At 61.0% G+C, this 18,592-nt stretch carries 19 protein-coding genes; 9 read left to right on the forward strand and 10 right to left on the reverse strand.

Translation table 11 applies throughout. The annotated features are described in order from the left end of the window. Window positions 1-816, reverse strand: a complete 816-nt coding sequence (gene ppk2 / locus BN1143_RS12400) for a polyphosphate kinase 2 (protein ID WP_005299604.1) — start codon at window positions 814-816, stop codon at window positions 1-3. A 173-nt stretch (window positions 817-989) separates the two neighbouring features. Here ppk2 and BN1143_RS12405 point away from each other — a divergent pair, with 173 nt between their 5' ends. After that, entirely contained in the window at window positions 990-1,790 is an 801-nt protein-coding gene (locus BN1143_RS12405; RefSeq protein ID WP_042050843.1) for an alpha/beta fold hydrolase, read from the forward strand. Between the two features lie 74 nt (window positions 1,791-1,864). Here the strand turns inward: BN1143_RS12405 and BN1143_RS12410 are convergent, their stop codons facing one another. The 3 genes from BN1143_RS12410 to BN1143_RS12420 are packed head-to-tail and all read right to left on the reverse strand — an operon-like array spanning window position 1,865 to window position 4,039. Then, complete coding sequence (locus tag BN1143_RS12410) at window positions 1,865-2,653, reverse strand: MipA/OmpV family protein (protein ID WP_010634368.1); 789 nt, start codon at window positions 2,651-2,653, stop codon at window positions 1,865-1,867. Window positions 2,654-2,709: 56 nt separating this feature from the next. After that, window positions 2,710-3,780 (reverse strand): AI-2E family transporter, encoded by a 1,071-nt coding sequence (locus tag BN1143_RS12415; protein ID WP_017786655.1) that lies wholly within the window; start codon window positions 3,778-3,780, stop codon window positions 2,710-2,712. Between the two features lie 16 nt (window positions 3,781-3,796). After that, window positions 3,797-4,039, reverse strand: a complete 243-nt coding sequence (locus BN1143_RS12420; RefSeq protein WP_017779381.1) for a sulfurtransferase TusA family protein — start codon at window positions 4,037-4,039, stop codon at window positions 3,797-3,799. A 129-nt stretch (window positions 4,040-4,168) separates the two neighbouring features. On the opposite strand from BN1143_RS12420, the gene bepA reads away from it, so the two are divergent. Continuing rightward, window positions 4,169-5,623, forward strand: coding sequence for a beta-barrel assembly-enhancing protease (gene bepA, locus BN1143_RS12425; RefSeq protein WP_367273673.1), 1,455 nt, complete (start codon window positions 4,169-4,171; stop codon window positions 5,621-5,623). 129 nt (window positions 5,624-5,752) lie between these two features. Here bepA and BN1143_RS12430 read toward each other — a convergent pair whose 3' ends face one another. Continuing rightward, a complete protein-coding gene (locus tag BN1143_RS12430; protein ID WP_042050844.1) occupies window positions 5,753-6,235 on the reverse strand; it encodes a TlpA family protein disulfide reductase in 483 nt (160 codons plus the stop codon). Window positions 6,236-6,295: 60 nt separating this feature from the next. On the opposite strand from BN1143_RS12430, the gene arsC reads away from it, so the two are divergent. Further along, entirely contained in the window at window positions 6,296-6,646 is a 351-nt protein-coding gene (arsC, locus tag BN1143_RS12435; protein ID WP_005299619.1) for an arsenate reductase (glutaredoxin), read from the forward strand. Beyond that, window positions 6,643-7,026, forward strand: coding sequence for a DUF2069 domain-containing protein (locus BN1143_RS12440; protein WP_017781717.1), 384 nt, complete (start codon window positions 6,643-6,645; stop codon window positions 7,024-7,026). Before arsC ends, BN1143_RS12440 begins: the two co-directional genes overlap by 4 nt. Window positions 7,027-7,169: 143 nt before the next feature. Here BN1143_RS12440 and BN1143_RS12445 read toward each other — a convergent pair whose 3' ends face one another. Next, a complete protein-coding gene (locus BN1143_RS12445) occupies window positions 7,170-9,452 on the reverse strand; it encodes a hypothetical protein (RefSeq protein ID WP_042050987.1) in 2,283 nt (760 codons plus the stop codon). Between the two features lie 845 nt (window positions 9,453-10,297). Next, the gene (locus BN1143_RS12450) at window positions 10,298-10,912 is read right to left on the reverse strand and encodes an acyl carrier protein phosphodiesterase (RefSeq protein ID WP_042050845.1); all 615 of its coding nucleotides are present in this window, start codon (window positions 10,910-10,912) and stop codon (window positions 10,298-10,300) included. A gap of 176 nt (window positions 10,913-11,088) precedes the next feature. Here BN1143_RS12450 and iadA point away from each other — a divergent pair, with 176 nt between their 5' ends. Next, a complete protein-coding gene (gene iadA / locus BN1143_RS12455) occupies window positions 11,089-12,219 on the forward strand; it encodes a beta-aspartyl-peptidase (RefSeq protein ID WP_042050846.1) in 1,131 nt (376 codons plus the stop codon). A gap of 114 nt (window positions 12,220-12,333) precedes the next feature. On the opposite strand, the gene BN1143_RS12460 is transcribed toward iadA, so the two are convergent. Then, complete coding sequence (locus BN1143_RS12460) at window positions 12,334-13,236, reverse strand: LysO family transporter (RefSeq protein WP_010634358.1); 903 nt, start codon at window positions 13,234-13,236, stop codon at window positions 12,334-12,336. A 532-nt stretch (window positions 13,237-13,768) separates the two neighbouring features. Between BN1143_RS12460 and BN1143_RS12465 the strand changes: the two genes are divergently transcribed. The 4 genes from BN1143_RS12465 (at window position 13,769) to BN1143_RS12480 (ending at window position 16,953) form a co-directional block, all read left to right on the forward strand. Continuing rightward, entirely contained in the window at window positions 13,769-14,539 is a 771-nt protein-coding gene (locus BN1143_RS12465; RefSeq protein WP_005299631.1) for an ABC transporter ATP-binding protein, read from the forward strand. A 64-nt stretch (window positions 14,540-14,603) separates the two neighbouring features. After that, complete coding sequence (locus tag BN1143_RS12470) at window positions 14,604-15,377, forward strand: ABC transporter substrate-binding protein (RefSeq protein WP_017765964.1); 774 nt, start codon at window positions 14,604-14,606, stop codon at window positions 15,375-15,377. 139 nt (window positions 15,378-15,516) lie between these two features. Further along, the gene (locus tag BN1143_RS12475) at window positions 15,517-16,257 is read left to right on the forward strand and encodes an ABC transporter permease (protein ID WP_017779372.1); all 741 of its coding nucleotides are present in this window, start codon (window positions 15,517-15,519) and stop codon (window positions 16,255-16,257) included. Between the two features lie 3 nt (window positions 16,258-16,260). After that, the gene (locus BN1143_RS12480; protein WP_005299639.1) at window positions 16,261-16,953 is read left to right on the forward strand and encodes an ABC transporter permease; all 693 of its coding nucleotides are present in this window, start codon (window positions 16,261-16,263) and stop codon (window positions 16,951-16,953) included. A 52-nt stretch (window positions 16,954-17,005) separates the two neighbouring features. Here BN1143_RS12480 and BN1143_RS12485 read toward each other — a convergent pair whose 3' ends face one another. Then, window positions 17,006-17,647 (reverse strand): energy-coupling factor ABC transporter permease, encoded by a 642-nt coding sequence (locus BN1143_RS12485; protein ID WP_042050848.1) that lies wholly within the window; start codon window positions 17,645-17,647, stop codon window positions 17,006-17,008. 86 nt (window positions 17,648-17,733) lie between these two features. After that, a complete protein-coding gene (gene pflA / locus BN1143_RS12490; protein ID WP_017765948.1) occupies window positions 17,734-18,552 on the reverse strand; it encodes a pyruvate formate lyase 1-activating protein in 819 nt (272 codons plus the stop codon). Window positions 18,553-18,592 lie beyond the last annotated feature (40 nt).

An 18,592-nucleotide genomic window follows, 5' to 3' on the forward strand; every position in this document is an offset into this window, starting at 1 on the left:
TCAGGCCTCGAGCGCGGCTGTGATGTCCGGCACAAAGTGCTGGCTGGTGAGCGGCGGGCGCTCGTAGCCTTCGGTGTTGATGGGGGGCAGGGTGATGGGCTCGTAGTGGATCGCCTCGTAGGGCACCTTGCCCAGCAGGTGAGAGATGCAGTTGAGGCGGGCACGGCGCTTGTCGTCCGCCTCCACCACGAACCAGGGGCAATCCTCGGTGTCGGTGTAGGTGAACATGTCGTCCTTGGCGCGGGAGTACTCCACCCAGCGCGAGCGGGACTGCAGGTCCATCGGGCTGAACTTCCAGCGCTTGATGGGGGTGTTGATCCGCTCCTTGAAGCGCTTCTCCTGCTCCTCATCGCTGACCGAGAACCAGTACTTGATGAGGGTGATGCCGGAGCGAGTCAGCATCCGCTCGAACTCGGGGCAGGCGCGCAGGAACTCGCGATACTCGTTGTCGCTGCAAAAACCCATCACCCGCTCGACCCCGGCCCGGTTGTACCAGGAGCGGTCGAACAGCACCATCTCGCCGGCGGCGGGCAGGTGGGTCACGTAGCGCTGAAAGTACCACTGGGAGCGCTCCCGGTCAGAGGGAGCTGGCAGGGCGGTGACCCGGCAGACCCGGGGGTTGAGGGGCTCGGTGATCGCCTTGATGACGCCCCCCTTGCCGGCGGCGTCGCGGCCCTCGAACAGCACCACCACCTTCAGCCCCTCCTGCTTGACCCACTCCTGCAGCTTGACCAGCTCCTCCTGCAGATGGGCCAGGTGGTGCTCGTAGGTCTTCTTGTCCAGGCGCGGGCGCTTCTTGCTCTTGTCCTTCGGCATGATTGTCTCCTTATTGAGTCCTTTCCAGATTGCACCAGGCGGGCGTCACTGCCAAGGGGGTCGTGTTACACTGCCGCCTCACGAGCCGCCGGCAGGCAATAGAAAAAACATGACGCCAGTGATGGCGATGTGCACTGCCGTCTCATCACCGGCTGTTGGCAACAGGAGAAAACATGAAGCAAGTTATGGAGATAGCGGGCCGCCAGATGGCCTATCTGGACGAGGGGCAGGGCCCGGTCGTGCTGTTTGGTCACAGCTACCTGTGGGACAGCGCCATGTGGGCGCCCCAGGTGGAGGCCCTCAAGGGGCAGTACCGTTGCATCGTGCCCGAACTGTGGGGCCACGGTGATTCCGATGCGCTGCCCGAGGGGGGCTGCACCCTGGCGACCCTGGCCCGCGATCACCTGGCCCTGCTCGATGTGCTCGGCATCGACGAGTTCGTACTGGTGGGTCTCTCCATCGGCGGCATGTGGGGCGTGGAGCTGGCGCGCATGGCGCCTGCGCGCCTCAAGGGTCTGGTGCTGATGGACAGCTTCGTCGGCCTCGAGCCCCAGATCACCTGCGAGCGCTATCTCGGTATGCTGGCCATGATCGAGCAGCTTGGCACCATCCCGGCTCCCATCGTCGAGCAGGTGGCGCCGCTGTTCTTTGCCGACCAGCCGGATGTCGCCCTGATGAGCGGTTTCAAGGCGCGTCTCGCCGCCTGGCCGGCCGACAAGGTGGCCGCCATGGTGGCGGTGGGCCGCAGCTTCGTGACCCGCGAAGATCGCATCGAGTGGCTGGAAGAGATGAGGCTGCCCGCGCTGGTGATGACGGGTTGCCAGGACAAGGCCCGCCCAGTGCTGGAAGGCTACCTGATGGCCGAGGTGCTGGGCTGCCCGTTCAAGGAGATCCCGGCGGCCGGCCACATCGCCTCGCTGGAGAACCCTGCCTTCGTCAACGACGCGCTGGCCGAGTTTCTGGCCCGCCTGTGACAATGTTCTCTGCCGGATAACAAGAAAAGGAGCCATGGGCTCCTTTTCTCTTTGGTGCGGGTGTGGTCTGGGCGTTACCAGATATAGCCGAGCCCCAGCCCGGCATAGAGTTCCCCCTGATGCTGGACGAGGGGGCTGTCCGCGATGTCACCGTCATAGCGCTCGTAGTTGATGCCAAAGCCGCCGATCCAGTTGGCGTTGAAGCGATAGCTGCCGATGAGGGAGACCATGGGGGAGAGGGTGGTGCCGGTGTTCCACGCCGGCCTGTCCGCCCTCGCTTCATCTTGCGAGACACCGCCGAAGTAGTAGTTGGCGAGGTTGTGGCTGCGCAGCATGACGCCGGCCCCCGGCATCAGCAGCAGCGGGCCGCGGATGATGGGGAAGTTGGCCCACAGCATCAGCTCCTGGCCATTGCTGGTGCCGGTCACGTCGCTGGTGGCCCGCACGCTCCAGAGGGCATAGGGGGTGATGAGATCGGCCCCGATCCCGGCCTCGAACTCGCCCTTGCGCTTGTCGAGGCCGTGCAGGAAGGGATCATCGTCCGGATCCAGATTGCCAAAGCGCATCCGGCCGAAGGCGTAGGTGGAGAGGCCGCCATTGCGGCTCAGGTAGTAGCGGGCCCGATCCCCCAGGTACATGAGGTTGTCGCCAAAGTAGAGGGCACCCGGGATCGGCAGCAGGGTGTCATCCTGGTGCTGGTAGCGGGCCTGACCGCCGATGACGGCCCCGCCCAGCACCAACCCCTTGGGGATGGGGCTGTCGGGGCTGTCGCTGGAGAAGGCGCTGAGCGCCCCGATATCGAGATCGGCCCGGGCCGGCAGGGTGGTCAGGAGCAGGGCAGCCAGCCCCGTCCGTGTGAGCATTTGCAATATCTTCATGGACACTCCGTTGTCATCGATGGCCAGGCACGACTATCGCATTATTTGGGCACGGCGGGCAGCTCTTCGCGCTTGGGCCAGGCATTGAGCACCGCCTTGACCAGGGTGGCGAGGGGAATGGCGAAGAAGACCCCCCAGAAGCCCCACAGGCCGCCAAACACCAGCACGGCAACGATGATGGCCACCGGATGCAGGTTGACCGCCTCGGAGAAGAGCAGAGGTACCAGCAGATTGCCGTCGAGGGCCTGGATCACCAGATAGGCCACCATCAGCCAGGTGAACTCGGGGGTCAGCCCCCACTGGAACAGGGCCACCATGGCCACCGGCACCGTCACCGCGGCGGCACCTATGTAGGGGATCAGCACCGAGAAGCCCACCGCCACCGCCAGCAGCGCCGAGTAGCGCAGCCCCATCAGGGCGAATGGGATATAGGTCGCCACCCCGACGATGAGGATCTCGATCACCTTGCCGCGGATGTAGTTGAGGATCTGCTCGTTCATCTCCACCCAGACCCGGTTGACCAGGGTGCGGTTGCGCGGCAGGAAGCGGCGCAGCCCCCCCATCAATATCTCTTTGTCCTTGAGCATGAAGAACACCATCAAGGGCACCAGGATGGCGTAGATGAGGATGGCCACCACGTTGATGAGGGAGCCGAGGGAGGCGGTCACCAGCTGCTCGCCCCCGCTCAGGATACGCTGGCGCATGTTGTCGATGACGGTCTCCACCAGGCTGACATCGACCAGCTCGGGGTACTGTTCCGGCAGGGTGCGCACATAGTCCTGGGCATGGGAGAGCATGGCCGGGGACTCCTTGGCCAGGTTCAGCCCCTGGCTTGCCAGGGTCGGGATGAGGCCGAGAAACGCCATGGCGGTGAGGGCGATGAACAGCAGCAGGATGAGGCTGGTGGCCAGGGTGCGGGAGAGTCCGGCCCGCTGCAGCCGGCTCACCGGCCACTCCAGCAGGTAGGCCATCACCAGCGCGACCAACAGTGGCGCCAGCAGATCGCCAAACAGCCAGAGCACGGCGAAACAGGCCGCCAGCAGCAGAAACAGGGTGACGGCATCGGGATCGGAGAAGCGGGTCTGATACCAGCGCTTGATGACTTCTAACATGGCGACATCCTTTACGTTACTGGGGCTGGCTGTGGTGCCTGGCCCCGACCACCAACTGCAAAGAGAGGGTATTGTCCGGCGCTTCCTGCAAGGTGAAGGGGTGACCCTGGCGCTGCAGATAGGCGGGAATGTCCTGCCGGGAGCCGGCATCGGCCAGCCGGATGGCGAGGGCTTGACCGGTTTTGGCCTGGCGCAACCAGAGCTTGAGCCGGATCAGCGGCTCGGGGCAACGCCAGGGGGTCAGGTCGAGGTATTCCATGGAGGCTCCATCGCGCGTGATGGCGGCTATTATGGCCGTGATGAGAGCGCGAAACAACGCTTGTAGCCCTTGATGGGCAAGGGTATTCTGCCGGTGTCCCGGTAGGGTCTGATTGGAGATAGAGATAACGTGGCACGCTTTTCCCCCCTGATGGCATCGCTCCCCCTGCTGGCTTCCCTGATGGGCGCCACTTTCCATGCCCAGGCCAGCAACCAGCTTCCCGATATCGGCACCGCCGGGGTGGCCGCCCTGCCCATCGAGCAGGAGGTGCGCTACGGCAACGCCTTCATGCGCTTTGCCCGGGCCGGTTTGCCGATCATAGATGATCCCGTGTTGAGCCAGTACATCGACGATCTGGGCCAGCGGCTGCTCTCCAACGCCGACGGGGTGCGCTTTCCGTTCACCTTCTTCCTCATCAACGACCCCAGCATCAACGCGGCCGCCTTCCTCGGCGGGCGGGTCAAGGTGCACACCGGCCTGTTTCTCTATGCCGACAGCGAGAGCGAGCTCGCCTCGGTACTGGCCCACGAAATCACCCACGTGACCCAGCGCCACATCGCCCGCTATATGGAAGCGCAGGCGAGCAGCTCCGCCATGACCCTGGCCGGCCTGGTGGGCTCCATCGCGCTGGCGGTGATCAACCCCACCGCAGGGATCGCCGCGTTGCAGACCACGCTGGGTCTCTCCATGCAGTCGGCCATCAACTACACCCGCGACAACGAATACGAAGCGGACCGGATCGGTATGAAGACCCTCTACGACGCCGGTTTCGATCCCATGGGCATGGCCAACTTCTTCCAGAAACTGGCGGCCGAGTATCGCTACGCCAGCAAGCCGCCTGAGATGCTACTGACTCACCCGCTGCCGGAGACACGGATCAGCGAGGCGCGCGCCCGGGCGGGCAGTTATGGCCGTCGCAATCTGCCACCCAGCCTCGACTTCTGGCTGGCCAAGGTGCGCATCCAGGTGCGTTTCGGCACCGAGAGCCCGCAGGCCCTGCTCACCTATTTCGACAACCGGTTGCAGAAGGGGGACTACCCGCTCAAGGATGCGGCCATCTACGGCAAGGCGCTGGCGCTGCTGCAGCTCAAGCGCACCGACGAGGCCGACGCCCTGATGCAGGAGCTGGTGACTCGCCACCCGGAAGATCTGTTCGTGGTGGACGCCCTCACCGACATCGACTTGGCCAAGGGGCGCAGCGCCCAGGCCATCGCCCGGCTCGAGAAGTTCCGCACCCGCATGCCGGACAACGAGGTGGTGGTGGTGAACCTCGGCAACGCCTATCTGGAAGGGGGCAACTACAAGAAGTCCATCGCCATTCTCGACCCCTATGCCCGTGAGCACGAAGAGAACAACCTGGCCTGGAGCCTGCTCTCCGATGCCTATCGCAAGGCGGGCAGGATGACCGAGTTGCACATGGCACGGGCCGAGATGCTCTCCCTGCGCGGTGACTACCAGGCGGCCATCGACGAGCTGATCGTGGCGCGTGGCACCACCAACGACAAGTTGACCCTGGCCAGACTGGAGGCACGGATCACCGAGCTGGAGCGGGCCAAGAAGGATCTCGACAGCCTCAAGGGCTGACGGGCCAGCGGTTCTCACGCACGACAAGGGCGCACCAGGGTGCGCCCTTGTCGTTGATGCAGGTGGCCGATGGGCAACAACAGGGGGGAAGGGCGGGGAAACAGAGCGGCCGGCGGCAAGGGGTCAGGCTCAGTGGCCAGCCGGCTTGACGGAAGCCCTGAGGGCGTCGAGCTGCGATGGGGTGAGCTCCCCCACCAGGCTCTGCAGGAGGTTCCCTTTGCCATCGAGCAGATAGCTGGTGGGCAGCCCGGCGGGGCGAGGGAAGGGGAGGCTCGCCTCCTGCCGGGGGATGAGCAGCGGCACCCTGATGTGGTACTGCCCGGCCAGTTTGCGAAGCTCGGCTGGTGTGGTCGGGTCATAGTTGATCATCACCACGGTGATCTCTCCCTCCCGCGCCAGCGCCTCCAGCAGCGGCAGCTCCCGCAGGCAGGGGGCGCACCAGGGGGCGAAGTAGTTGACCAACAGCGGCTTGCCGGCAAAGTTGGCCAGGGCCACCGGCAGGTTCTCGCTGTCGGTGAACTGGGGCGCCGGGCTGCAGGCCGTCAGCAGACCGGCCACAATCAGCCAACAAATTCGTTTCAATTCCTGCACTCTCGCGCTTACCCTGACCATCAGTTTCCCCTACAATAGCGCCGTTTCTTGTCCCATCTTGCGATTAATCAGGGAGTTATCATGAGCGAGACCCAAATCTACCACAATCCGCGCTGCTCCAAGAGCCGTGAAACCCTGGCCTTGCTGGAACAACACGGGATCGCCCCGGCTGTGGTGCTCTATCTGGAGCAGGCCCCGAGCGAGGAAGAGATCCGCACCCTGCTGAGCCAGCTGGGATTCAGCGATCCGCGCCAGCTGATGCGCACCAAGGAAGATCTCTACAAGGAGCTGGGGCTTGGCGAGGTGAGCGGCGACGCCCTCATTCGCGCCATGCATCAGCATCCCAAGCTCATCGAGCGCCCCATCGTCATCAAGAACGGTCAGGCCCGCATCGGCCGCCCCCCCGAGCAGGTGCTGGAGATCCTCAAGTGAGCACCCGCTTCGCCCGTCTGCTGACCCTGGTCGGCTTCTTCGGCCTGCTGGGCTGGGTGCTGCTGTGGCACCTGTGGCTCTCGCCCCACCCGGACCTCAACCCCTGGCTGTTGCCGGTGATCTGGACGGTGCCGCTGCTGTTCCCGCTCAAGGGCATAGTGCAGGGCAATCCCTACACCCACGCCTGGGGCAACTTCGTGCTGATGCCCTACTTCCTGCACGCCCTGACACTGATCACCACGGATGAGGGGGAGCGGTGGCTGGCGGTGGTGGAGCTGGTGTTCACCGTGCTCGCCTTCATCGGCACCATCTATTACGCCCGCCTGCGCGGCCGCGAGCTGGGGCTGAGCATTCGTAAGAAAAAGGATGCCGACAGCTGACCCGCTGGGTTTCTACCCTGGCTTGCAGGGGAAAACGGGCTGTCGCTGCGACCACAGTGCGAGCGCGCATCCAAATGAAAAGTCCCTGCCAAGGCAGGGACTTTTTTATGGCCAAAGTGGCCTTGGCTACGCTTGCCGTTCGCTTAGAAATGAATGGTCAGCTGGGGCGCTTTGGCCGGGGTTGCCTCCGAGGTATAGACATATTTATCGTAGAAACTGGCATAACCAGGATCGAGCGTGAAGCTCAATCTTGGTTGTTCATAGGTATTGCCACTCCCCGTTTTTGCCCTGTCCAGGGCGGCATTGAACAAGTCAGTGACATCAACCCAGGCCACCTGTTCACTGGAGTAGGTGATTTGGTCGCTGAACTTGGGCCGGTACTCTTTCCAGCTGTTTTGTCGCATCGCCCAGGTTGAGGCGTTGGCGCTGAAGAAGTAGTAACTCCAGTAACTGGAAATATATACGGTGCCGGGATCGTTCTGTTCAATTCTCAATGAAACCGAGCTCGGTTTTCTGTTGCCATATTTGGCGACGTATTCACCCAGGTTGAATGAGAGAAATCCCCAGGTCATGGCAGGATTGTAAGCACCATCGGCGCCGAGAGTCAGGTAGTTGTTTTGAGACTGACTGACTTGTTTGGGATCATAGGTATAATAGGCCATGTCTTCATCGGCATAGATGGCATAGGTACCATCGCTTCTGACCTCATGCGGCTTGTTATATTCCCCTTCTGCCGCGCAATAGTTCTTTATGGTGACCTGACTTGATGGTGCACCGAGACGAATATCAAGACCTTGCTTGGGAGTCAGCGTCACATTGCCCAGTTGTCCTGAATTTATCAGGCGCTTGGCATCGCTATCCGGATCCAGCGTGTCCTTGGTATAACTCAAGGTGGCGGGATACTCTTTCATGGTTAAATAATAGGGAACGATTTTCCCCTCGGCGTCCGTTTTATTCACCATGGTGATGTCTTTATTCAAGATATTGTCATGTAGGGTGGCGGAATTATTCTTCGCCGTGACGATCAGGGAGATGCTATCCACAACCCCTTTTCCCCCCTGGAATGAAATGCTCGGGCGCTTGCTGTTCAAGCGGTCGTACAAATACATCAAGGGCACATCATCGGTGACTACCGTATACAGCTTGGAACTGCTGCCATTGGTAGACATAGCGGCATAGGAGAAGCTGTCATTATTGCCGTCTATATCGTGAAGGTTGGTGAACTGCGGGGTGACATCAGCACTGACCAGATATTTGATCTTCAATCTCCCGGTGAGATTGACGCCGGTATTCTCGGTCGTGTTCCAGCCACTCATGGTCAAGCCCGACTTGGCATTGCTTGCCAGCACGACGTTGGAGGGGATGAAGGTGGTGACCAGCTTGTATCCCTGGGAGCTGGAGCGATCACTATAGGTCTTGTCGACACGGACCTTCGGGGTGGTCAACAGGGTGAACAAGCCCATGGGCTCATCATAGAGCGGGAACGAGATATCACTGGCACCATTTTCGCCAAAATCTTGCCAGGCGGTGGACAAACTGCCCGGCATTTTCAGTTTGACCGTGATGCCAGGATCTGAGGAGGTCGTTTCACCCCGCAAATACACCTCCGAGAAGGAGATTTGTGGAATGATTGGGCTGTAGCCGGGCACGGCCGCCGCCTGTGTTCCGAAGATGGATCCCACGCCAGACAGGGTGCCGGCCAGTGCCTTGAAGCCTGCCGTTACACTGCTTCCCCCTGGGGCCAGCTCCATCATGCCGCCCAGAAAGTCGCCTGCGGCACCCAGGGCATCGCTGGCCACGGCATTGGAGGTGGCGGAGTCGTTGATGCCGCCGAAGACATTCTGCAGGTCGGAGAGATTGCTGACGGTATAATTGCCGGCCTGTTCCAGGTTGTCGCTCAAGCTACCCGAGACATCCATCAGATAGGCCGCCGGATCGCCGATATCCTCGTCGGTGATATTCTGCGAGATACCGGTGGCATGCCCATACAGTTCAACATTGGCGATCGCTTTTGGACTGATTTTGATGTTCAAGTCAATTTCATCTGAACTGGCGGAACAGGGATCCAGATTCACCTGGAAGTCGGTCACCCCCCAGCCACCATCCTGCGCGTTATTGATGGCGCCAAAGCCGGTCTTGCTGCTGGAGTAGAATCGGGCATCCGCGCTCTGGTTGCTGTCAAAGTGCTTGGATTTGCCAGTGGTGGAGAGCGTCACCGCAACGCCGGTGCCTATGGTGTAACCGGGGAAATATCCCATCACCCGCAGTTTTGCCGTCATCCGGTTGTAGAGGATGAGGTAGGGATATTGATTGGTTGAAAATGCATCATCTCCATCGGCTGACCAAGCGGACTTCGCATTGGCATAATGCTGCATCTTGTAGCCAAGATTGAATTTGAGGAGCTCCCAACCGCTATTTGGGTCCATGTCGGGTATTTTATCTGCGATGGTTCTGGCTACCCGCCTGGTGCAGCTTGTGGCGGGCGGAAGCTGATTACCCGGGCCCATGATATCCGAGGTAATGGCTGCGCCACCCGGAATATTGTAGAGCGATTCTATTTCGCAGATATAGAATGGGCTGGTCATCAGCTCATCTTCTCCGCTTATCGAAGACATGCCAACTTGCAGATGTTGGGTGCGCCAGTCAAAAATATTTTTGCGCTGTTGTTGAATTGCCGCTGCCGTATTTGGGTAGCGCGCATGATCCGGGTGGGTAATGACGGCTTCCTGTTTCCAGCGAGCATCTATATCCAGCGGGGTGGCTGCATGCGCCATCAATGGAAGCATGGCACTGACGGCCATCCATAATGTTGAATGCCTGATCTCCATTATCATAATTCTCCAGGTTTTAATCGCTATTGTAAAATCTTACAATTGACAGATATCGAGAATGTTATTCTCGCAATGAATATGTCAGCGGGCTTTAAATGAAGCATCTCCATTACCGTGAGAGTAATAATTAATGCTGGCTAGTCAATGACTTTCTTATTATTCTGGAGGCCGTGGATAATAGCAGCGGTATTCGACAGGCGTTTTTATATGAAAATAATGTCAGTCAGAGCTGGTGTGGCCCCATTTATGTGGGGCCTTCATTGGCGTTGATTTTTTTTGCAGCCAGAGCGATATATGAAAATATATATTCAATGAATGAAATCTTTTCCATCAAGGGTCACTGCCAAGCAAATATTCCTTACCCCAGCTCAACCGGAGTTATGCTCTCGTGAAGTACGGGGAGCGAAAGAGAGTGTGTTTGCCGTCATTTCGCGGGGTACTCATGGCTGCGGCCGTTCATCCCCGCCACGATAGTGGACCAGCTGCTGCACGCTGAACTGCATCAGCTGAGGATAGAAGCGCAGAAAGCCCTCTTCGCACTGCTGCCAGCGGGCCGCGTCCAGAGTTGTGAGTGCATCTCCCAGAGGCTGCGGGCGGCGCAGCCGGCGACCTATGCCGTTGAGGGCCTGCGCCAGTCCCTCTTTGCGCTGATAGGAGGCGATCCAGTCCTGCTCTGCCATCCGCTTGAGGGGTAGGGGCAGACCCTCCGGCAGCTGGGTTGCATCTGCCAGAAGGTGCCGGTAACTCTGCTGCAGGAAGCGGGGCAGGGCCTCGTCATGAAACTGCGGCCAGTGCAGGCTGAGCCAGTGGTCGTAGAGCATGTCCACCAGGATGCCGCCAAAGCGGCGCCAGGGTGCCTCGAAGCAGGCCACCGCCGCCCTGTGTTCGGGGTGGCCATCGGTGAAGGCGTCTATCTTGCGGTGCAGCCAGATCCCCTCGTCAAATTGCGCAGCGAGGCCGGTGGGCAGGGCACCCTTGACGAAATCCCCAAGCAGGTTGCCGGTGAGGGAGCTGTGGGTATGGGCTGCCAGATGCAGGTGAGCCAGATAGTTCATGAGAGGGGGAACCAGCCAAAGGGATTGCCGCTGAGCCTAGCGGATCCGGCGGCCCTTGCCTATGAAAACGGCCGCCTGGCCGTGAGGAAGTGCTTCCCTCCCTGACCGTCGGCTGGGTAGAGTGCAGCATGGCTGCCGCTTGACGGCGCACATCAACCTCACGAGGAGCATGCCGCATGTTGACCCTGATCGAAGGGGCCGAACTCTATGGTCCGACCCCGCTTGGCCGCCAGGATCTGCTGATGGCCGATGGCCGCATCGCCTGGCTCGGGCAGGGATTGTCTGTTCCCGCCGACTGGCCGCTGACGCGGGTGGACGGTCGCGGCCGCTATCTGGTGCCCGGACTGGTGGATCCGCTGGCCCACATCACCGGCGGTGGCGGCGAGGGGGGCTTTGGTTTTCGCACGCCGGAGCTCTCGGCAAGGGAGGCGCTGAGCGCCGGGGTCACTACCCTGGTGGCGGCGCTTGGTACCGACAGCTTGACCCGCAGCCCGGCCCAGGTGCTCGGCAAGGTGCGCGAGTTTCGCGCCGCCGGGGTGAGCGCCTTCATGTATACCGGCTCCTACCATCTGCCGGTCAAGACCCTCACCGGCACGGTGGAGTCCGACATCATGCTCATCCCCGAGGTGCTGGGGGTGGGGGAGGTGGCCATCAGCGATCACAGATCCAGCGCGCCGACCCACGACGAGCTGGCCCGCCTGGTGAGCGAGGCGCGGGTGGCCGGGCTGCTTGCCGGCAAGAGCGGGGTCAGCTTCTTTCATCTGGGGGACGGGCGCGGGGCGCTGGCACCGCTGCGGGCCCTGCGCGATGGCACCGACATCCCGCTGCGCCAGCTCTATCCCACCCACTGCAACCGCAATCCCTGGCTGTTTGCCGAGGTCATCGAGTGGGGCCGGGCCGGCGGCTGGGTCGATCTCACCACCTCGAGCTTCCCGGATCTGCTGGACGATGGTGAGTTGCTGGCGGCCGACGCCCTGGTGGCGCTGCTGGCGGCCGGGGTACCTGCCGAACGTATCAGCTTCAGTTCGGACGCCAACGCCAGCCTGCCGCGCTTCGACAGCGAGGGGCGTCTCATCGAGCTGCGCTGCGGCCAGATAGGCAGCTTGTGGCAGGCGCTGGTGGAGAGTTGCGGCAAGGGGATCGCGCTGGAGGTGGCGCTGGCGGTGGTGACGGCCAATCCGGCCAGGGCGTTGGGGTTGGCGGCCAAGGGCACGCTGGCGGTGGGGCAGGATGCGGATCTGCTGCTGATCGACCCCGACACGCTCACCATCGAGCGGGTGATGAGCGGCGGCCGCTGGCGCAGCTGAATATCGGAATTGATGGGGAATCTGTGCTATTAGGCCACCCCTCTTTTAAACAACAAGCTCGGCAGCAGTGCCGGGCTTGTTGTTGTTGACCGTGGGCCAGTCAGCGAGTCGAGATCAGATGGCCAGGAAGCCCAGGATCAGGATGGGGCCGAGCAGGCTCAGGATAAAGCCGGAGACGATGGCCACCGGCACCACCTGGATGCCGCCAGATTTCTGGATCACCGGCAGAGTGAAGTCGAGGGCGGTGGCGCCGCCATAACCGATGGCGGCGGAGGGGTGGCGGCGCATCAGCACCGGAATGATCAGGATGGCGATGAGCTCGCGCCCCAGATCGTTGATGAAGGCGGCAGAGCCCAGTACAGGGCCCAGCTTGTCGGCCACCAGGATGCCGGATAGCGAATACCAGCCGAAGCTGGAGCTGAGGGCCAGGCCGTGGGCCAGCGGCATGCCGAGCAACTGGGCGGCCAGCAGGCTGCCGAGCCAGCTGCTGACGATGACGGTGGCGGCGATCTTCATGCCCCAGGGGTTGAGCAGGATCTGGCGCAGCCGCATGCCGGAGTTGCGCATCTGCACCCCGATGAGAAACAGCAGCAGCATCAGCGCCCACTCGCTCCACTTGTCGATGGGCAGGGCGCGCAGGTCCACCAGCAACCCCAGCAAGACGCCACCGAGCACCACGAAGCAGAGCTGCAGCGATTCCCACAACAGGTGCAGCTTGCTCGGCATCTGGCCGTCGCTGGCTTCATGCGTAGGGGGGGAGCGCCGGTCCAGCCACCAGAGGGCCAGCAGGTTGCACAGGGTAATGGCGGCGAGCATGACGCCGGCCACCTTGAAGATCACCGCCAGGTTGCTGCCCAGGTTCTCCACGTAGGCGAGCCCCAGCCCCATCAGGAACAAGATGAGATAGACCATCTTGCCCAGCGATTGATTGACCAGCTTGATCAAACGGGCGGAGGAGAGGGGTACCAGATAGCCGATCACAAGCGGCAGCAGGATCAGCAACACATTGAGCAACATCGGGGCCTCGATCACAAAAACTGACAAAAATGACACCTTATCATCACTTATTGGCCCTGTGTCACATATTTGTGTGTTTGCCTGCCTCATCCGGAACTTTTTTATCGATTTGTTATGTTTCTGGTATGAAATGAGGCCCCGTTTCGGGGCATCTACCCACCCTGGTGCAATCCAAAAACGGCGCGAGTCGGCGATTTTCAACGGGATGCGAGGGCGGGGAAGGTGAATAAAGCCACTTCGGCTGCCTTATGGCATGATGGGCGGAATTTTCTTGCCAGTAGTGCGCTGCGGGTATAAAAAGGCGGTGTCGTCGAACCAGGGTGATTAGCATTTTATGCAGACAAAGTGCTGAAAAATACCTGTTTGGCCAATAAAAATACAGACAAAACACCAAAGACCTCGGTTCTGTATTGTTTTTTGACTATCCGAGTGATATTTTCGCTGAAGGTTGCCATCGGTTAACTTTTTGTTAAATGAGCGATGGCGTGAGTCACGCCCCAGCGGCGTCTAGGGACAGACAAGGTTGTAATGGATGAGCGACGTTGCCGCACTGGAAGTTCGTGATCTGCACAAGTATTTCGGCACCCACGAAGTGCTCAAGGGCATCGATATGACCGCCCACAAGGGGGATGTCATCTCCCTTATCGGCTCCTCCGGCTCGGGGAAGTCGACCTTTCTTCGCTGTATCAATCTGCTGGAAACACCCTCTTCCGGCACGGTTTCCCTCCATGGCGAGCTTATTCGCATGAAAACCAACCGCACCGGTGAACGCCTGCCGGAAGACATGCGGCAGGTGGAGCGCATTCGCAGCCGGCTGGCCATGGTGTTTCAAAGCTTCAACCTCTGGTCCCACATGACCATCATGCAGAACATCATCGAGGTGCCGATCCAGGTGCTCAAGGTGCCCCGCGCCGAGGCCATTGCCAAGGCGGAACACCTGCTCAACCGGGTTGGATTGTGGGAGCGGCGCGACTACTACCCGGGTCACCTCTCCGGCGGCCAGCAGCAGCGGGCGGCCATCGCCCGGGCGCTGGCGGTGGAACCCGAGGTGATGCTGTTTGATGAACCCACCTCGGCGCTCGACCCCGAGCTGGTGGGCGAAGTACTCGGCCTGATGCGCGAACTGGCCGAAGAGGGGCGCACCATGCTGGTGGTGACCCATGAGATGTCGTTTGCCCGCGATGTGTCGAACAAGGTAATGTTTTTGCACCAGGGCCGCGTGGAGGAGGAGGGCAATCCCAAGGAGATCTTCGCCCATCCCAAGTCCGAACGGTTCAAGCAATTCATCTCCTCCATCTATTGATGGACGGAGCTGAGCCCAACAATCTGCAATTGCAACAGTCGATGACTTTATCAAGGAGAGATACATGAACAAGCTGATGCTGGCGACTGCCATGGTTACTGCCCTGTCCTCCGGCAGCCTGATGGCCAAGGAGTGGAAAGAGGTGCGGATCGGTGTCGAAGGTGCCTACCCCCCCTTCTCCTGGACCGAGCCGAGCGGCGAGGTGAAAGGCTTTGACATCGACATCGCCAACGCCCTGTGCGAGGAGATGAAGGTGAAGTGCACCCTGGTCAAGCAGGACTGGGACGGCATCATTCCAGCGCTGCTGTCGCGCAAATATGACGCCATCATCGCCACCATGGACATCACCGAAGAGCGCAAGAAGAAGGTGGACTTCACCCAGAAGTACCAGCACATTCCGGCCCGCTTCGCCGCCAAGAAAGGCACCGAGGTGAAACTGGAGAAGGCCTTCATGGATGGCAAGACAGTGGCCGTGCAGCGTGCCACCTCCATGGACACCTTTATTACCGACAACTTCCCGAACGCCACCATCAAGCGTTACGGTACCGCCGATGAGGCCTATCTCGACCTGAAATCCGGCCGCGTCGACTACGTGCTGGCCGACTCCGCCGCCATCAGCGACGGTTTGCTCAAGAAAGAGGGTGGCGATGCGTTCGAGTTCGTGGGCCCGAAACTGACCGATCCCAAGTGGTTTGGTGAAGGCGCCGGTATCGCGGTGCGCAAGGCCGACAAGGATCTGAAAGAGAAATTCAACGCCGCCATCCTGGCGCTGCGTGCCAACGGCAAGTACAAGGCGATCAACGACAAGTACTTCGACTTCGACGTCTACGGCGAGTAACTTCCAAGGCTCGCTGCCAGAGGCAGGAGCCAGGGCGTGACACGCACAATAGCGACAGGTTGACCCTCGTCTGTAGTCATCGGGCCCGTCGTCTCTCGCCAGGGAGTGATGGGCCCGCTTAGTTGCGATGGAACTGCATATGTTTGATTTGAAAGGATACGAAACCTCCCTGCTGGAGGGGGCCTGGGTCACCCTGGAGGTGGCGCTGGCCTCCCTGCTGCTGGCGCTGGTGCTCGGCATGCTGGGGGCGCTGGCCAAGCTCTCCCCTTATAAATGGGCCCGCGGTTTTGCCACCGCCTACACCACCGTCATTCGCGGCATCCCCGATCTGGTGCTGATGATGCTGCTGTTCTTCGGCGGTCAGGTGCTCATCAACAACCTCTGCACCTGGGTCAACGAGAGCTACAACAACTACCTGCTGGCGAGCAATCCCAACCAGGAGTGGGTCTCCCTGCTGCCCGATTACATCGACATCAGCCCGTTTGCGGCCGGGGTGGCCACCATCGGTTTCATCTTCGGTGCCTACATGACCGAGACCTTCCGTGGCGCCATCCTTGCAGTGGACAAGGGCGAGCTGGAAGCGGCCCGTGCCTTCGGCATGCGGGCAACCCAGGTGTTTCGTCGCATCCTGTTTCCCCAGATGATGCGCCACGCCCTGCCGGGGTTTGGCAACAACTGGCTGGTCTTGCTGAAAACCACGGCGCTAGTCTCCATCATCGGGCTCGATGACATGGTGCGCAAAGCATCCCTGGCGGCGGGCTCGACCCAGCTGCCCTTCACTTTCTACATGGCGGTGGCCCTGATCTTCCTGATCTTCACTGCGGTCTCCACCTCGGCACTGAAATGGGCCGAGCGTCACTATGCGATAAAGACGAGGTAAGCCATGGATTTCTCAATCATTCTCAGCGAATGGCCCACCTACTGGCAGGGCCTCTACACCACAGTACTGCTGGTGGCCGCCTCCCTGATCCTCGGGCTGATGCTGGCGGTGCCGCTCGGTATCCTGCGCAACAGCCGCAACTGGCTGATCAAGGGGCCGATCTGGGCCTACATCTACTTCTTTCGCGGCACTCCGCTCTTGGTGCAGCTGTTCATCATCTACTACGGCGCCGCCCAGTGGGAGTGGCTGAAAAACAGCGTCGCCTGGGATCTGTTTGCCGAAGCCTGGTTCTGCGCCCTGCTGGCGTTCACCCTGAACACCGGAGCCTACACCGCCGAGATCGTGCGCGGGGCCGTGCTCAACATGCCCAAGGGGCAGATTGAAGCGGCCAACGCCTTCGGCATGACCCGCTGGCAGACCCTCACTCGCATCATTCTGCCCAACTCGTTTCGCCGGGCACTGCCGGCCTACAGCAACGAGGTGATCTTCATGCTGCAGGGCTCGGCGGTGGCGGGCATCATCACCATCGTCGATCTGACCGGTGCCGCGCGGATCATCAACTCCCGCTACTACAGCCCGTTCGAGGCGTTCCTGACTGCCGGCCTGCTCTACATGCTGCTGACCTTCGTCATCGTCTGGCTGTTCAAGAAGTGGGAAGCCCGCTGGCACGCCCACCTGCGCCCCCGCACCGTGTAACGCCCATAAAAAAAGCCCGCAATTTGCGGGCTTTTTTGTCGCTGCGTGTCCCTCAGCGGCCCAGGTATTCCCGGTCGAAGAAGGTGTTGACCCAGTGAGGGCGGTAGATGGCGAGCAGGGTCATGGTCATGCCGTTGAGCAGGGCTTCGGGGAAGAGCAGCAGCGGCCAGATGGAGAGGTAGTCGGCGCTGATGGTGTACCAGGGGTAGGTGTCGCTAAGGCCCATCAGCAGGGCGCTGGCCACCACCTTGACCGAGATGGAGAGGGCGCCGCCAAGAAAGGCCACCACGAACAGGTAGACGAACAGGTGGCGCGGCAGCCAGGCCCAGCTGGCCAGAAACAGCAGCCAGGTGGTGGCGACCGGCAGGGCCACGCCAATGAGGGCCTGCAAGCCGATGTCGGCCAGCGGGATGACCCCGAAGTAAGAGAGGACCAGCAGGGTGAGGCAGGGGGCGAGCAGGGCGAGGCGCCAGCCCAGCAGCAGGGTCAGGCTGGTAAGGCCGAGAAAGTGCACCTCCAGCCCGTCGTGCAGGCCGGCCCGCAGGGTCCAGAGCGGCACCAGCACGATGGCGCCGCCAAGGCAGAGGTGCTGGTAGAGCGGATGGTCGTGGAGGGTGCGCAGCATGGTGCCACGCAGGCTGAATGTGAGCAGCAGTACCCAGAGCAGCAGGGCGGCGGCTTGTCCTTCACTCATGGCAGATCCTTGTCCGGTGACGGCATGCAGGTGGGCGAGGCCCGATGTGAAAGGGGCCGGCGTTTTCCCGGCCAGCCCCTGATCTATCAGTATTTGACGTTGTTGTGGTACTTGGCGAGGATGCCCTGGACACGGTCCATGGTCTCCTTGCTGGGCGGCTTGATCCCGGTGAGATCATAGGTGTCGCCCAGTACGTCCCACTTGTGCTTGCCGAGTTCGTGATAGGGCAGCAGTTCCACCTTCTCGACGCACTCTCCCAGCTCGGCGATGAACTGGCCGAGCCCTTCGGCGCTCTCGTCATCGTCCGACCAGGTCGGCACTACCACGTAGCGGATCCACATGGTCTTGCCCTTGGCGGCCAGATAACGGGCAAACTCCAGGGTGTACTTGTTGCTGACGTGGGTCAGCGGAATGTGCTTGTCGTCGTTGATCTGCTTGATGTCGAGCAGCACCAGATCGGTATTGTCGAGCACCTTGTCGAGCTGTTCGTCGTAGTGACGGACGAAGCCGTTGGTATCGAGGCAGGTGTGGATGCCCTTCTCCTTGCAGGCGGCGAACAGTTCGGCGATGAAATTTTGCTGCAGCATGGCTTCGCCACCGGAGGCGGTGACGCCGCCACCCGAGGCATTCATGAAGTGGCGATAGCTGGTGATGTCGCTCATCAACTCCGGCACTGTCACCTCGCGGCCGCCCTGGGTATCCCAGGTGTCGCGGTTGTGGCAGTACTTGCAGCGCATCAGGCAACCCTGCATGAACACGATGAAGCGTATTCCGGGGCCATCGACGGTGCCGCAGGTTTCAACGGAATGGATCCGGCCAATGACCCCGGATGTATCGGTGGTCACACTGGTTTCAGCGGCGGTGCCGCTGACTTCGACAGCAGGGATCCGATTAATGACAGACATAGACGACTCCAATGGTTCGAGCAGGCCGTTATTTTATTAC

Origin of the sequence: Aeromonas dhakensis, from assembly GCF_000820305.1 — a bacterium.
In the GTDB taxonomy this organism is placed as follows: domain Bacteria; phylum Pseudomonadota; class Gammaproteobacteria; order Enterobacterales; family Aeromonadaceae; genus Aeromonas; species Aeromonas dhakensis.